General features: G+C 43.9%; 13 protein-coding genes, 14 tRNA genes and 2 rRNA genes. 22 read left to right on the top strand and 7 right to left on the bottom strand.

All coding sequences use genetic code 11. The features are described from left to right. Positions 1-92: 92 nt before the first annotated feature. The 6 genes from proC to hemW all read left to right on the top strand — a co-directional run bounded on the left by proC (position 93) and on the right by hemW (position 4,159). The gene (gene proC / locus L3V36_RS09070) at positions 93-911 is read left to right on the top strand and encodes a pyrroline-5-carboxylate reductase (protein ID WP_065682910.1); all 819 of its coding nucleotides are present in this window, start codon (positions 93-95) and stop codon (positions 909-911) included. A 75-nt stretch (positions 912-986) separates the two neighbouring features. Beyond that, positions 987-1,544, top strand: a complete 558-nt coding sequence (locus L3V36_RS09065; protein WP_065682911.1) for a YggT family protein — start codon at positions 987-989, stop codon at positions 1,542-1,544. A 29-nt stretch (positions 1,545-1,573) separates the two neighbouring features. After that, positions 1,574-1,864 (top strand): DUF167 family protein YggU, encoded by a 291-nt coding sequence (gene yggU / locus L3V36_RS09060; protein ID WP_009847703.1) that lies wholly within the window; start codon positions 1,574-1,576, stop codon positions 1,862-1,864. A 28-nt stretch (positions 1,865-1,892) separates the two neighbouring features. Further along, entirely contained in the window at positions 1,893-2,324 is a 432-nt protein-coding gene (locus L3V36_RS09055; RefSeq protein WP_004735472.1) for a DUF4426 domain-containing protein, read from the top strand. A 48-nt stretch (positions 2,325-2,372) separates the two neighbouring features. Beyond that, a complete protein-coding gene (locus L3V36_RS09050; RefSeq protein ID WP_004735471.1) occupies positions 2,373-2,972 on the top strand; it encodes an XTP/dITP diphosphatase in 600 nt (199 codons plus the stop codon). Continuing rightward, positions 2,972-4,159, top strand: a complete 1,188-nt coding sequence (gene hemW, locus L3V36_RS09045) for a radical SAM family heme chaperone HemW (RefSeq protein ID WP_017095270.1) — start codon at positions 2,972-2,974, stop codon at positions 4,157-4,159. The genes L3V36_RS09050 and hemW overlap by 1 nt, the downstream gene beginning before the upstream one ends. A 246-nt stretch (positions 4,160-4,405) precedes the next feature. On the opposite strand, the gene glsB is transcribed toward hemW, so the two are convergent. Then, positions 4,406-5,326, bottom strand: coding sequence for a glutaminase B (gene glsB, locus L3V36_RS09040; protein WP_004735469.1), 921 nt, complete (start codon positions 5,324-5,326; stop codon positions 4,406-4,408). 187 nt (positions 5,327-5,513) lie between these two features. After that, positions 5,514-6,233 (bottom strand): tRNA (guanosine(46)-N7)-methyltransferase TrmB, encoded by a 720-nt coding sequence (gene trmB, locus L3V36_RS09035; protein ID WP_102448359.1) that lies wholly within the window; start codon positions 6,231-6,233, stop codon positions 5,514-5,516. Between the two features lie 165 nt (positions 6,234-6,398). Between trmB and mutY the strand changes: the two genes are divergently transcribed. From mutY to L3V36_RS08955, 16 genes are all read left to right on the top strand, one after another. Further along, positions 6,399-7,460 (top strand): A/G-specific adenine glycosylase, encoded by a 1,062-nt coding sequence (mutY, locus tag L3V36_RS09030; RefSeq protein ID WP_017077771.1) that lies wholly within the window; start codon positions 6,399-6,401, stop codon positions 7,458-7,460. A gap of 28 nt (positions 7,461-7,488) precedes the next feature. Then, complete coding sequence (locus L3V36_RS09025) at positions 7,489-7,761, top strand: oxidative damage protection protein (RefSeq protein WP_004735465.1); 273 nt, start codon at positions 7,489-7,491, stop codon at positions 7,759-7,761. Between the two features lie 69 nt (positions 7,762-7,830). Continuing rightward, a complete protein-coding gene (mltC, locus tag L3V36_RS09020) occupies positions 7,831-8,964 on the top strand; it encodes a membrane-bound lytic murein transglycosylase MltC (RefSeq protein WP_017084369.1) in 1,134 nt (377 codons plus the stop codon). Between the two features lie 103 nt (positions 8,965-9,067). Then, positions 9,068-9,143 (top strand) — tRNA-Phe (locus L3V36_RS09015). A gap of 74 nt (positions 9,144-9,217) precedes the next feature. Next, positions 9,218-9,293: transfer RNA gene (locus L3V36_RS09010), tRNA-Thr, on the top strand. A 7-nt stretch (positions 9,294-9,300) separates the two neighbouring features. After that, positions 9,301-9,376 (top strand) — tRNA-Phe (locus L3V36_RS09005). Positions 9,377-9,432: 56 nt separating this feature from the next. Continuing rightward, positions 9,433-9,508: transfer RNA gene (locus tag L3V36_RS09000), tRNA-Asn, on the top strand. Between the two features lie 70 nt (positions 9,509-9,578). After that, positions 9,579-9,654, top strand: a tRNA-Thr gene (locus L3V36_RS08995). Positions 9,655-9,661: 7 nt separating this feature from the next. Then, positions 9,662-9,737, top strand: a tRNA-Phe gene (locus L3V36_RS08990). Between the two features lie 57 nt (positions 9,738-9,794). Then, positions 9,795-9,870: transfer RNA gene (locus L3V36_RS08985), tRNA-Asn, on the top strand. A 382-nt stretch (positions 9,871-10,252) separates the two neighbouring features. Then, positions 10,253-11,878, top strand: a complete 1,626-nt coding sequence (locus L3V36_RS08980; RefSeq protein WP_102448341.1) for a methyl-accepting chemotaxis protein — start codon at positions 10,253-10,255, stop codon at positions 11,876-11,878. Positions 11,879-12,113: 235 nt separating this feature from the next. Next, a tRNA-Phe gene (locus tag L3V36_RS08975) sits at positions 12,114-12,189 on the top strand. A gap of 56 nt (positions 12,190-12,245) precedes the next feature. Then, positions 12,246-12,321 (top strand) — tRNA-Thr (locus L3V36_RS08970). Between the two features lie 24 nt (positions 12,322-12,345). Beyond that, positions 12,346-12,421 (top strand) — tRNA-Asn (locus L3V36_RS08965). A 36-nt stretch (positions 12,422-12,457) separates the two neighbouring features. Further along, positions 12,458-12,533, top strand: a tRNA-Thr gene (locus tag L3V36_RS08960). A 29-nt stretch (positions 12,534-12,562) separates the two neighbouring features. Then, positions 12,563-12,638, top strand: a tRNA-Asn gene (locus L3V36_RS08955). A gap of 348 nt (positions 12,639-12,986) precedes the next feature. Here the strand turns inward: L3V36_RS08955 and L3V36_RS08950 are convergent. The 5 genes from L3V36_RS08950 to rrf (L3V36_RS08930) form a co-directional block, all read right to left on the bottom strand. Beyond that, positions 12,987-13,382 carry a DUF2391 family protein gene (locus tag L3V36_RS08950; RefSeq protein ID WP_017079303.1) on the bottom strand — a complete coding sequence of 132 codons (396 nt, stop codon included), beginning with the start codon at positions 13,380-13,382 and terminating at the stop codon, positions 12,987-12,989. Between the two features lie 1,016 nt (positions 13,383-14,398). Continuing rightward, a tRNA-Asp gene (locus L3V36_RS08945) sits at positions 14,399-14,475 on the bottom strand. Positions 14,476-14,505: 30 nt separating this feature from the next. After that, positions 14,506-14,621: ribosomal RNA gene (rrf, locus tag L3V36_RS08940) — 5S ribosomal RNA — on the bottom strand. 42 nt (positions 14,622-14,663) lie between these two features. Continuing rightward, positions 14,664-14,740 (bottom strand) — tRNA-Thr (locus L3V36_RS08935). A gap of 73 nt (positions 14,741-14,813) precedes the next feature. Then, positions 14,814-14,929 (bottom strand): 5S ribosomal RNA (gene rrf, locus L3V36_RS08930). Positions 14,930-14,995 lie beyond the last annotated feature (66 nt).

Genomic DNA, 14,995 nt, shown 5'->3' with positions numbered 1-14,995 from the left:
AACAAGAAATAGCTACAACAAGTGGCAACGAAAAATACAGTATTGATACCGCTTCGCTTTAACCGCGCAGCGACACGCTCAGGATTTTATATATGGAACATAAGAACATCGCCTTTATTGGGGCGGGAAATATGGTTCGCTCGATTGTAGCGGGCTTAGTGGCGAGTGGTTACCCAGCGCAAAAGATTACTGCAACAGCGCCTTCAGACACCAGAAGGCTGCCGTTAGAGCAAGAGTACGGCATCAATACCACCAGCGATAATATTGCCGCAGCAGAACAAGCAGACGTTGTTGTGTTATCCGTGAAGCCACAAATGATGGTTGATGTATGTAAACCCTTACAAGGTATCGACTTCAGCAACAAACTGGTTATCTCAATTGCCGCGGGTATTAATGCGAATCGACTCAATGAGATGTTAAACTGCCAGCTGAACCTTGTGCGTGTGATGCCAAACACGCCATCACTACTTGGTAAAGGGATGAGCGGCCTTTATGCTGACTCAACGGTTAGTCAGGGCGATAAAGAGTTCGCTTCTCAGCTAATGCAAGCCGTAGGTGAGGTAAGCTGGGTTGAACAAGAGTCTGGTATCAACAACATCATTGCAGCGGCGGGGAGTGCTCCGGCTTACTTCTTCCTGTTTATGGAAGCGATGCAAGCTGAAGCAATTAACCAAGGTTTTGACCAAGAAACCGCTCGTAAATTAGTGCAGCAATCTGCATTAGGCGCGGCAGAGATGGTGGTAGCGAATCCAAATACTGAATTATCAACACTGCGTGAGCAAGTGACTTCAAAAGGCGGAACGACCGCAGAAGCATTGCGCACGTTTAACGACCATCAACTATCAGACATCGTAGCGAAAGCCATGCAAGCGGCGGTTGCTCGAGCTGAAGAGATGGAAAAACTGTTTTAATACTCGTTACAGTACAAAAGCATTGTGCCGTTCGGGTGATACCTAGCGGCAAGTAAATCCGAAAAAGGAAACAATATGAATTCGATGAGCTTTCTGATCTCGACCGTTTTTGATCTTTACATCATGGTTGTGATCTTGCGTATCTGGCTACAAGCATCACGTGCAGATTTCTACAACCCATTCTCACAATTTATCGTAAAAGCGACACAACCGGTTGTTGCCCCGCTACGCCGAGTGATTCCATCAATAGGAAGCCTTGACCTTGCGACGGTTGTCTTCGCTTATGTGCTGTGTGTACTTAAGTTCGTCGCTCTAAACTTGATTATCTCTGGCGGTGCGGCTGTATTTGATATCAGCTTCCTGATCTTTGGCGCACTATCTCTGCTCAAAGCGGCTGGTGGGTTAATTTTCTGGGTTCTACTGATCCGTGCAATCCTGAGTTGGGTTAGCCAAGGCCGTAGCCCAATCGAATACGTATTCCATCAGTTAACAGAACCAATGCTAACGCCAGTTCGCCGTATCCTTCCTGATATGGGTGGCTTCGACCTAAGTGTGCTGGTTCTGTTCATTGTTCTTCAATTTGCGAACTTCCTAATGGGCGACATGATCGGTCCTATTTGGTATCAGCTATAATTCAAGTACGAACCTCAGGTACTTTGACGATGCCAAAAGCAGTTTGGGCCGAAGAAGACGATATTCTTCTTCGGCTCTATATCCAACCCAAAGCAAGCCGAGACAAGATTGTCGGCTTGCACGGAGAGGAACTGAAAATTGCCATTACTGCACCACCGGTTGATGGCAAAGCAAATGCTCACTTAGCGAAATACCTTGCGAAACAATTTAAGGTCGCGAAAGGGCAAATTAAGATAGAAAAGGGAGAGCTCGGTCGGCATAAGCAAGTTCGAATATGCTCACCAAGTCAGATCCCAACTGAAGTCAAAGCCATCCTATGATGGCTTTTTGCTATTTATTGGAGTCATTATGCGTCTATGGATAACAGCACTACTCACCGCTCTAATTGCCCTACCAAGCTCGGCAGGACAGTTTAAAAGTATCAAGGATGTCGAGGTTCATTACTCGGCTTTCAATTCCACGTTTTTAACTGCGCAGGTCGCTAAGCAATATAAGCTGAAACGAAACGGATACTCAGCGATTCTAAACATCAGCGTTCTAGACAACGCTTCCCTAGGCAAGCCTGCAACAACGGCTAAAATTACGGGAACAGCACGAAACCTAGTAGGTAACACTCGCACGCTTAACTTCCGTGAAATAAAGGAAGGCGATGCGATTTATTACCTTGCAGAGTTCCCTATCACTCACGAAGAAAACATCACTTTTAATATTGATGTTAACGCTGGTTTGAAAGGCACAGGTCCACTGCGTTTTACACAAAAATTCTATATAGAAGAGTAGCTTCAACGCTCACTTTTCTAGTCATTAACTTATTAGAGCCACATTCCCATGAGTAAGATTGTTTTAGCAACAGGCAACCAAGGCAAAGTTCGCGAGATGGCAGATATTCTGTCTGAGTTTGGTTTCGACGTTGTCGCGCAAAGTGAATTTAACGTTTCAGAAGTCGCAGAAACGGGAACAACTTTCATTGAAAATGCCATCATCAAAGCTCGCCACGCTGCGAAAGAGACAGGGCTACCAGCCATTGCTGACGATTCTGGCTTAGAAGTTGATTACCTTAATGGTGCACCCGGTATCTACTCAGCGCGTTACTCCGGTGAAGGGGCGACTGATCAGCAGAACATCGAAAAGCTGTTAGATGCCATGCAAGGTGTGGCTACTGAAAAGCGTACCGCTCGTTTTCACTGTGTATTGGTGCTAATGCGTCACGAAAACGATCCAACACCATTGGTGTGTCACGGTAAATGGGAAGGTCGTATTCTGACTGAAGAACACGGTGAGAATGGCTTTGGCTACGATCCTGTATTCTTTGTACCAGAAGATAACTGCGCCTCAGCAGAGCTTGAATCGTCACGTAAGAAGCAACTGTCACACCGTGGTAAAGCCCTAGCGTCATTATTCAAGACTCTCAAGGAGCAAGCTCTGTAATGCACAATGCAGCGCTTATACCACCCGCACTTAGCCTTTATGTCCACATCCCATGGTGTGTACAAAAGTGTCCGTATTGTGATTTTAACTCTCACGCTCTAAAAGCCGAGATTCCAGAAAAAGAGTACATCGACGCTCTGCTTGAGGATCTCGATACCGATATCGAAAAATACCAACTCAATGGCGCACCTCGCCCATTGCATTCGATCTTTATTGGTGGCGGCACGCCGAGTCTATTTTCTCCAGAAGGAATAGGTCGATTGCTGCAAGGCATTGAACAACGCATCCCGTTCAAACCTGAAATAGAAATTACCATGGAAGCCAACCCGGGAACTATCGAAGCTGAGCGTTTTGCTGGTTATCAAAAAGCAGGGGTTAGTCGAATCTCGGTGGGCGTGCAAAGTTTTGAGCAAGAGAAACTGGAAAGACTTGGCCGTATTCACGGTCAAGACGAAGCAGTGAATGCTGCTCACTTAGCGCATAAAATCGGATTAAATAGCTTCAACCTAGATCTAATGCACGGCTTACCCGATCAAAGCATTGATCAGGCCTTGGCTGATTTAGACAAAGCGATCGAACTCGATCCTCCGCATTTATCTTGGTATCAGCTAACAATAGAACCTAACACCATGTTCTATTACAAAACACCAAAGCTGCCTGACGATGATGACCTTTGGGATATCTTCGACTTAGGCCATAAGAAGCTCGCAGACGCAGGTTATGTACAGTACGAAATTTCAGGTTACAGCAAGCCGGGATATCAGTGTCAGCATAATCTCAACTACTGGCGCTTTGGTGACTACCTAGGTATTGGCTGTGGCTCTCATGGCAAGCTGAGCTTTGCAGATGGACGTATTGTTCGCACTACTAAGGTTAAACACCCTAGAGGCTACCTAGCCGCGTATCAGAATCTGGTGAAGCCCTATCTGTCGGATGAACTTGAAGTACCTAATGAGGACCGCCCTTTCGAGTTCTTCATGAACCGCTTCAGGCTAATGGAAGCGTGTCCAAAACAAGACTTTATTGATACGACTGGGTTAGAGTTTGATTCGATTCAGCCAACGATAGAGTGGGCCAAAGAGCTCGGTTATCTTAATGAAACCGACAGCCATTGGCAGATCACTGAAAAAGGAAAACTTTTCCTCAACGATTTGCTGGAAGCCTTCATGGCAGAAGAAGACGAATAGATTCGAGAAGTATTGTGTAAGGGTTGGCTTTAGGGTCAACCCTTTCTAGTTTGCGCGCAAACAAATAATAGATTCCCGATTACACTCCTTCGTCGCTATCGGGAATGACGGGCATAAAACAAGTCTTATCTCCCAAAAGTTAGGAGCCAGTGCGTCGAAAGTTAAAAACAACACCGTCATCCTCAAGAACGAGGGACGAGTGAGTTGGGGATCTCTTGCAAATGTAGCCCCCAACTTAAAGCGCTTTTAGAAAATAGAACGACCAATACGCTCAGAGAGCAATTCTAAAGCCTGAGTTCCCGCCAGTGAATTACCCGACGCGTCCAGTTCTGGAGACCACACCGCGATCGTCATTTCGCCAGGAACAATCGCAATAATCCCGCCACCGACACCCGATTTTCCGGGCATACCAACACGATAAGCAAACTCTCCCGCCCCATCGTACAAACCACATGTCGCAAGCAAAGCATTCAGCTGTTTGGTTTGAACTGGAGTGATGATCTCTTTCTTGGTCTGTACTGACACACCTTTGTTCGCCAAGTAGCTAAAGGTTTTCGCCAGATCGACACAGGTCATTTTAAGTGCACAAGCATGGAAGTAATTGTTGAGTACGGGAATAACATCGTTCTCAAAGTTACCAAATGAACGCATCAAATAAGCGATGGCAGCATTGCGATCGCTGTGCATCATTTCAGAAGCCGCCACAACCTTGTCATACACAATATGAGTATCACCTGATAGCTGACGTACAAATTCTAATAAACGGTGTCTTGGTGCTGATAGACGGCTTTGTAATAAGTCAGCAACGATAATCGCACCTGCGTTAATAAACGGGTTACGAGGGATGCCGTGTTCCATCTCAAGCTGAATCATCGAGTTAAAGGCTTGTCCTGAAGGCTCCTTCCCTACTCGTTGCCAAATCTCTTCCGGCTTATACAACACCATCGCTAACGTCAGGCTTAAAGCTTTAGAGATTGATTGCACAGAAAAAGCCTCATCAGCATCGCCAGCTTGAATAACTTCACCTTCATTGGTGTATACCGCAATCGCCAGTTTTTGGTTCGATACGCGAGCCAATGCAGGAATATAATCAGCGACCTTTCCCTGACCAATTAAAGGGCGAACTTCATCTAAAATCTCGGCCAAAATAGCTTGAGTTGGTTTCATGTGTGCTTACTTCTTTATTGTTATTTTTGTAGGGGGTGTGACATTACTTTCTGTCCTTAAACCTTTATCGCAATAAAAGCCTAAGGACAAAAAAGCCAACATTACAATAATGTTGGCTTTAATCAATCCCATAAAGTGTAGGGTTTAATCCTAAGTCGGATTCACCTTCACTTAATTTGATTCAGAACTACTTAGTACGCTTAAACTTAATGTCCCAAACACCATGACCTAAACGGTGGCCACGCGCTTCAAACTTAGTTAGCGGCCGCTCGTCTGGACGAGGAATGTAATCACCATCTTCAGCGATATTCTCGAAACCTGGAGCTACGTTCATCACTTCAATCATATGTTCTGCGTAGTTTTCCCAGTCTGTTGCCATGTGGAAAATACCAGTATCAAGTTGCAGCTTACCGCGAACCATCTCTGCAAACTCAGCCTTAACGATACGACGCTTATGATGACGAGCTTTATGCCATGGGTCAGGGAAGAACAGTTGCAATGTATGCAGGCTGCTGTCTGGGATCATGTGTTCAAATACTTCTACTGCATCGTGACACATTACGCGCAGGTTAGTTACGCCAGCATCGCGAGCTGTACCTAAACACGCACCAACACCTGGGCTGTGAACTTCAATACCTAAGAAGTTTTTCTCAGGCGCATTCTTTGCCATTTCAACCAGTGATGCACCCATACCGAAGCCAATTTCTAGTACAACTGGGTTATCGTTGCCAAACACTTCTTTCCAATTAAGAAGTTCTGGGGTGTAGTCGATACCCATTGTTGGCCAACATTCATTCATCGCGTTTTCTTGGCCTTTTGTTAAGCGGCCTTCGCGGCGAACAAAACTACGGATCTTACGAACCAGTTTGCCGTCTTCAGTATATTCGTTAGTGGTCACTTCACTCATTGATTTTTGCCTGCACATTGATTAATCAAAGCGGGGATTATCCAAAGAATTGCCTCCGGTGCAAGTCTTTCCGTGGATAAATTCCCACACAATTTGTCTGTTTTACATCCAACCGTAAGTGTGGTGCAATTTCACTCCTAATAATAGCAAAGCATAGAGCATGTCGTGACTCCTTTCGCAACCGCCATATTAAAGTGGTATGACGCCTTTGGGCGTAAAGAATTACCTTGGCAACAAAACAAAACCGCCTACACCGTTTGGCTATCTGAAATCATGCTTCAGCAGACTCAAGTCGCCACGGTGATTCCATACTACCAGCGCTTCTTAGAACGCTTTCCAACGGTTATTGACCTAGCGAACGCCGAACAAGATGAGGTGCTGCACTTATGGACGGGGCTTGGCTATTACGCGCGAGCTCGTAACTTGCACAAGGCTGCCAAGATTGTTGCCGAGCAATACGGTGGTGAATTTCCGCTTTCTATCGAAGAAATGAACGCGCTACCGGGTATTGGACGCTCTACTGCCGCTGCAGTGCTATCCTCTGTGCATAAACTTCCTCATGCAATTCTTGATGGCAACGTCAAGCGTACCTTGGCGAGAAGCTTCGCTGTAGAGGGTTGGCCGGGGCAAAAGAAAGTCGAGAACCAGTTGTGGGAACACGCAGAAACACACACTCCGCAACAAGATGTCGATAAGTACAATCAAGCCATGATGGATATGGGTGCGATGGTTTGTACTCGTAGCAAGCCCAAATGTACGTTGTGCCCGATTGAAAGCATGTGCGAAGCTAAGAAGCTCGATCGACAGCTCGATTTCCCAGGCAAGAAACCGAAGAAAGAAAAGCCAATAAAAGAAACATGGTTTGTGATTCTGTACCACGATAATCAAGTATGGCTCGAACAACGCCCTCAGTCTGGTATCTGGGGAGGACTGTTCTGTTTCCCTCAAAATGAAAACGCAGAGATCGAACATCAATTAGATCTTCGTTCGATCAAAGATAGTGAAACCGATTCGATCAAGACCATGATTGCGTTTCGACATACTTTCAGCCACTACCACTTAGATATCACACCTGTATTAGTAAAATTAGATAAACAACCAGATTTGATAATGGAAGGGACTAAAGGTCTCTGGTATAACTTATCAAAACCGGAAGAAATTGGCCTAGCCGCTCCTGTAAAGCAGCTTATTGAGAGCCTACCCTTTGAACTGAACGACGACGTTTGAATCAACGAACGCGATAAGAGGAACCACTATGAGCCGCACTGTATTTTGTGCTCGCCTTCAAAAAGATGCTGAAGGCCTAGATTTTCAACTTTACCCAGGTGACTTAGGTAAGCGTATCTTTGACAACATCTCTAAAGAAGCTTGGGGACAATGGCAAAGTAAGCAAACCATGCTTATCAATGAGAAGAAGCTAAACATGATGGATCCTGAACATCGTAAACTTCTTGAAACTGAGATGGTTAACTTCCTTTTTGAAGGTAAAGATGTCGTTATTGATGGCTACACTCCACCAAGCGAATAAGACATTTATTTAAGCAAATTTTAATGACATCATGGTTAACGCTGCGATGTCATTTTTGTATGAGGAACTATGAAAAAGCTAAGTTACTTCCTAACAGCCATGTTGTTAACTGGATGCAGTCGTGAATTTGTCGAAAGCATTTATGATGTTAATTACGAACCAACCAACCGATTTGTCAGTAATTTAGCGGAGCTACCCGGTCAATTTGAAAAAGACACTGGGGCGTTAGATTCTTTAATTAATAGCTTTTCTGGCAATATCCAAAAACGTTGGGGCAGCAGTGAAGTAAAGATGGCGGGCAAGAGTAACTATGTGAAATACATAGATAATTACTTGAGCCGTTCAGAAGTAAACTTTAGCCAAGGCCTGATCACAGTTGAAACCGTATCCTCAACGGATCCTAAAAAGCACCTCAAAAATGCAATAATGACGACACTTTTGACGCCAGATGATCCTGCGAATGTCGATCTATTCTCTTCCAAAAGCATCAAGTTAGAAGGTCAACCTTTCCTTTATAACCAAGTCGTTGATCAAGATAAGAAGCCAATCCAATGGACATGGCGCGCGAACAAGTTTGCCGATTACTTGATCGCTAATAACTTAAAAACCAAGGAAGTCGACTTTAAAAAAGCGTATTACGTCGAAATCCCAATGGTGGCCGATCACGCCAGCAAACGAAGCTATAAGTACGCGGATATCGTTCGTCGCGCATCCCAACGTTATGACATCCCTGAAGACTTGATTTACGCGATCATCAAAACAGAGAGTAGTTTTAACCCATACGCTGTGAGTTGGGCGAACGCTTATGGTCTTATGCAGGTAGTCCCAAAAACCGCAGGTCGAGATGTGTTTAAGCTCGTCAAAAAGAAACCTGGAGAACCAAGTCCTGAGTACTTATTCAATCCAGAAAACAACATTGATGCTGGCACTGCGTACTTTTACATCCTTAAAAATCGTTATTTGAAGGACGTGCAGCACCCAACAACGCTTGAGTACAGCATGATCTCAGCATACAACGGTGGCACTGGTGGGGTACTAAATACCTTCAGCAAAGACCGAAAGCGAGCAATGCGTGACTTAAATTCGTTGCAACCTAGTCAAGCTTACTGGGCACTGACAAAGAAACACCCAAACAAAGAGTCGCGTCGATACTTAGAAAAAGTAACAAAATTCAAGAAAGATTTTAACCAAGGTAAAACGTAAGCCTCACTTTTGAATAAAAAAACAACTAACGAACGTTTTTTTTAATTATTTTCAAAAAAGGTATTGACGGTTATGCAGAAAATCCGTTTAATAGCGCTCCGTTGCCCGGATAGCTCAGTCGGTAGAGCAGAGGATTGAAAATCCTCGTGTCGGTGGTTCGATTCCGCCTCCGGGCACCACAATTTGATTTGTTGGTGTCATTACTCTTTAACAGGGAGTAGCAACACGAACAAAAGCATAAAGAATTTAGTGTGCCGACTTAGCTCAGTAGGTAGAGCAACTGACTTGTAATCAGTAGGTCACCAGTTCGACTCCGGTAGTCGGCACCATTCTTTTGCCTCGATAGCTCAGTCGGTAGAGCAGCGGATTGAAAATCCGCGTGTCGGTGGTTCGATTCCGCCTCGAGGCACCATTATTTGGTACTTAACAAATAATGGTCTTTATAGACCTGATGTTGAGACAAGTAATTCCCCTTTAGTTCAGTTGGTAGAACGGCGGACTGTTAATCCGTATGTCGCAAGTTCAAGTCTTGCAAGGGGAGCCATTTTCAAGAACTTCATTTTATATGAAGTTTTAATTAGAGAGTTTACTCTCTAAAGCAAAGAATTTAGTGTGCCGACTTAGCTCAGTAGGTAGAGCAACTGACTTGTAATCAGTAGGTCACCAGTTCGACTCCGGTAGTCGGCACCATTCTTTTGCCTCGATAGCTCAGTCGGTAGAGCAGCGGATTGAAAATCCGCGTGTCGGTGGTTCGATTCCGCCTCGAGGCACCATTATTTGGTACTTAACAAATAATGGTCTTTAATAGACCTGATGTTGAGACAAGTAATTCCCCTTTAGTTCAGTTGGTAGAACGGCGGACTGTTAATCCGTATGTCGCAAGTTCAAGTCTTGCAAGGGGAGCCACATTCAAGAAAGTCAAGTCGAAAGACTTGGCTTTTTTTCGTTTGAGCAAAAGCTAACTCTATTCAGTATTGCCGCCAGCCCAACATCAAGCCTTAATCATCCCCTTAAAGTTAAAGACATCCCCTTTCCTATCTCGACAATACCAATCTTTGAATTCATTCACACCCTCTCGATACAAACTAAACCACCTCTGAAATTAAGCACCTTTAGCCGCTTATCGTCACTTAAAAATAAACAACACATCAATCTGTTACTTTTTTTTCTTCGAAAATTTAATCTCTATCATATTTTGATATCTTTCTAATATCTGCCTTACAACACTTAGATTAAGATTCGATGAATTATATCTAATACTGATTATTGAATCGCTACGCAGGAAAATATGAAATTAAAAACGCAAGCTTACTTACTATCGGGCATCATATTGGTTGCTCTACTAGCGTTAACTGCTACAGGCTTATGGACCTTAAGAGTCGCGAGTAACATGGACAACAAAGCTCGCGTAACAGAGCTGTTTAAGAGCGCATACAGCATTCTTACTGAAGTCGAAAAAATGGCGATTGATGGCACACTAGAAGAACAGCAAGCTAAACAACTTGCTACTCGCCTACTACGTAACAACATCTATAAAGACAATGAATACGTTTATGTTGCGGATGAAAACATGACGTTTGTTGCGACACCTCTGGATCCACAACTACACGGAACCAGCTTTAATGACTTTAAAGACGGTGATGGAAATAGCGTTGGCCAACTCATTCAACGAGTACTTGGCAATCGTACTGGCCAGATCATTGAGTACACCTGGACACAAAAGCTTCCAGACGGAACGATTGAAGAAAAACTGTCTATTGCAGAGAAGACTCCGCATTGGGGTTGGGTTGTAGGCACCGGTATCGGCTTCAATGAAGTCAATGCGCGTTTCTGGTCGACTGCTCAATGGCAATTGTTTCTATGTGTCGTGATTGCTGGCCTTATTTTATCAAGCCTAATTGTATCTATTAAGCGAATGCTGGCACTTCTTGGCGGCGAGCCTAAAGATGTAAGAGAAGCTGTACAAGCAGTAGCACAAGGTCGCATTCAAACCTATTTCGAAACTCAGGCAACAGACGGTAGTATCTACCACGCCGTACAACAAATGAGTAAGTCATTGGCTGAGTTGGTATCAAACCTTGACGCTTCAATGCTGGCATTAAGGGGCGAACTGCAGCGCGTAGAAGATCGTGCTGGGGCAATTGCTCAGCTAACAGAGACACAACAGCAATCAACAGAGATGATCGCAACAGCAATGACCGAGATGGCCTCTTCAGCCAACAATGTTGCTGATTCAGCGGGTGATACTGCGCGTAATACTGACGAAGCTGATAAACAGAGCCAACATACTCAGCAGTTAATTCACAACACGGTAGATAACATTCAAGGTCTAGCAGGCCAACTAGGAACGGCCAGTGAAGCCGTCGCTAACCTAGATAGCGATGTACATAACATCGTTAAGGTCTTAGACGTCATCGGTGATATTGCAGAACAAACTAACCTTCTAGCGCTAAATGCGGCAATTGAAGCTGCGCGCGCTGGTGAACAAGGCCGCGGATTTGCGGTTGTGGCTGATGAGGTTCGTAACCTTGCAGGTCGAACACAATCAAGCACGAAAGAAATCCAGCTAATGATCAATAACCTTCAAGAAGGCTCTCGTAACGCAATAAAAACTATGGAAGTGTGTGCGACGACCAGTGAAAGCACCGTAACAGAGTCCCAGAATGCCTCTGAAGCTCTACAACAGATTGTTATCGCATTAGAGTCTATTTCATCGATGAGTCATCAAATCGCGACAGCCGCCGCTGAGCAAACTCAGGTGAGTGACGATATTTCGAAGCGTATCAATATGATCGAAGAAAGTGGCAACCAACTGAGTAATGTGGTGACAGAAAGTCATAACAGCACTCAAACTCTCGCCTCCCTTTCTAACGAATTAGAAGCTTGGGTTAATAGGTTTGAAGTAAAACACTAAACTCTCGTGTAAATTCTTAAATATAAAAGCACGTTTTCATACGTGCTTTTTTTGTTTCGGTGCCTATTCCGTCCAGTTAACCGTAGTTTCAGTATTTTTTAGAGCATGCTAGACCTAGGTTTTTAGCCCTAAACGAACAAAAACAATCCACTAAGTATAGAAAAACATCAAACGATACTTTTTTTGCAATTTAATGTTGACCCAGAACGCGAAAACACGTTTAATACACCTCGTCGCCCGGATAGCTCAGTCGGTAGAGCAGAGGATTGAAAATCCTCGTGTCGGTGGTTCGATTCCGCCTCCGGGCACCACAATTTATTTGTTGGTGTCCTAGACAACAACAGTAAAGCACAAAGAAATATTATGTGCCGACTTAGCTCAGTAGGTAGAGCAACTGACTTGTAATCAGTAGGTCACCAGTTCGACTCCGGTAGTCGGCACCATTTCTTTAAAGCTTTAAGAATAATTCCCCTTTAGTTCAGTTGGTAGAACGGCGGACTGTTAATCCGTATGTCGCAAGTTCAAGTCTTGCAAGGGGAGCCAAGTTAATCATCAAGCATAAGCTTTTTGATTCATGATGCCGACTTAGCTCAGTAGGTAGAGCAACTGACTTGTAATCAGTAGGTCACCAGTTCGATTCCGGTAGTCGGCACCATTCTCTTGATTAGAGACTAAACAATCAATTCCCCTTTAGTTCAGTTGGTAGAACGGCGGACTGTTAATCCGTATGTCGCAAGTTCAAGTCTTGCAAGGGGAGCCAATTAGAAAAGGCCGCATCATTGATGCGGCCTTTTTGCATTTAAAGATCCGAACTCATCCATACCAGTCTACTCACCTTTTACTACCTCATTTAATTCGAAAACCAACACTTTTAATGCTCTTCTAAAGCAATCAGACTTTTCTCTTTAATTCCGCTCAAACTATCACAAGAACAAACTTGTCACTCTTGCAAGAAGCCAGTCATCACGAAGGGCTACTTTCGTTATCTATAGAAGTGCTCTGCTGAGAAGTTCTAGTCGTAATGGGGCGGGAATTAAAAGCTAAATAATGAATTCAAATAAGCTCTAGAAAGGCTCTGTTGGTTGCTTAAATTGAAATGACATACAACTCACTCTTTATCGAAACTATCCACTACAATCGCTCCCATAGACGCTGGCATAGAAATAACAATTACCCTTTTGATAGATACAATTGGATCGCTTAATAAAGGAAGCTTATCCAAACAAGTCAGCACCAAAGCAACAACCAATGCAGTCATCACATAAGCAATAACAATTCTGAAAATAAACACTGGCAACCGAGCGACAATATCTTTCTGAAATACACTCTCATACGTGTAAAAGCCCAGGAATACAGCAGACAATAGAAACAACAACAGCAAGTTAGCTGTAGGCAAAGTCTCCCCTAACTTCCAGGCTTCCTCAGAAAAAGAAATCGGCACGGCCAAAGCAAAAGATCCAACAAAGATCTGACTGGCATCTTCAAAGTTAAAGCTTAATTTCATAGTTCGACCCATTAGGTTTTAAGGCTTTATCTATTTTTTAAAATAATCACAAAATTATCCGCCGATGATTTGGGGAATTTTCTATTCTTACCAAGCAACAGAAATGACACTTCTTAGCTTAATATTAGTCGTAATAACCTAAACATAGCTTGAACTAACTAGCAAGAAATCAATATGTTCAGAGTAAAAGCTGTCAAAACAACTAATTCATATCGAGTCGACAAGCACATCAGAATCGAAGAGAGACCGGTAAACATCCTAAGATACCAGTGCCTAGAACCAGAAAATCTCAATCAGTTGGGTGATAAACATCACTGCACGGATCGAGGGATACTCTATTTCTTAGCTTATATATCCTTCCGGCATCACTTGGGGAGCTCAGCCTAGCGACTCTCACCTTCAAACTGAATCTAGTCCGCTTTCACCCTTTGAAATGCTTCGAACAAAGTGCTTAATGCCATCGAGAGTGGTTTAAGCTCAATGCATAACAAGAGCTATTAAGTCGACTCATTAAGGACTCTAGCGTTCTTAGCAAAATCCTCTCCATGATGGAGTCCTAATTACACATTAGGCTATCCTCTAGATTCACTGATAGGCCAGAAGTCAGGTTTCCTAGACGAAGATCTATTAACTAATACTTGAGGAAGGCTCCAAGCACTGAGCAAGCGGGGTGAGTTGTAATGCTTGTATGGTTTCAGGTATTGAATAGGTTAATGAGTCAGAACAGTCTCATTAACCTAACTTACAACGTCGTATGGCTAGAGTATTTGATCAGTAAGCTTAAAGAGCTGCATGCGTTTGAAGCCTTTCTTGTGTCAACCACAATTGGAATCAGAAATGATGTGATTCTAGTCGTAGGATTGGGATTTCTGATAAATGACGGAATAATGGGGACGCGTTGGCTAAGAGTTATGGGGTACGGGAAGCCTTATGTGGAAGTCATTAGATGGAAGGGCGAAGCACTATAATTTAGATGTAAAAAAGCCCCGCTATTTCTAGCGAGGCTTCTAAATAAATGGCGGAGTGGACGGGACTCGAACCCGCGACCCCCGGCGTGACAGGCCGGTATTCTAACCAACTGAACTACCACTCCGCAGTGTCTATTCAGCATAATGCAATTTAAGCCTGACGATGTCCTACTCTCACATGGGGAAACCCCACACTACCATCGGCGCTATTGTGTTTCACTTCTGAGTTCGGCATGGAATCAGGTGGGTCCACAATGCTATGGTCGTCAAACAAATTCTTTTGTTAACTTGATGAATCAAATCAACTAAATAATGGTGCTGATACCCAGACTCGAACTGGGGACCTCACCCTTACCAAGGGTGCGCTCTACCGGGCTGAGCTATATCAGCAATTCAGGAATCGTTTAAAGACGATTCTGAAAACTTTTTGTCTTCACTTTTTAAAAGTGAAAATAAATTTGGTGCCTGGCGATGTCCTACTCTCACATGGGGAAGCCCCACACTACCATCGGCGCTATTGTGTTTCACTTCTGAGTTCGGCATGGAATCAGGTGGGTCCACAATGCTATGGTCGCCAAGCAAATTTTAAAATTCGGAAAGCTGCTTCTCTATTTAATAGAGCTTTAAAAGTATTTCTCTTCAAAC

The sequence above is a fragment of the Vibrio sp. G-C-1 genome (assembly GCF_021728015.1).
Lineage (GTDB): Bacteria > Pseudomonadota > Gammaproteobacteria > Enterobacterales > Vibrionaceae > Vibrio > Vibrio splendidus.
Note: the sequence above shows the minus strand (reverse complement) of the source record. Positions and strands in the feature narration are given on the sequence as shown.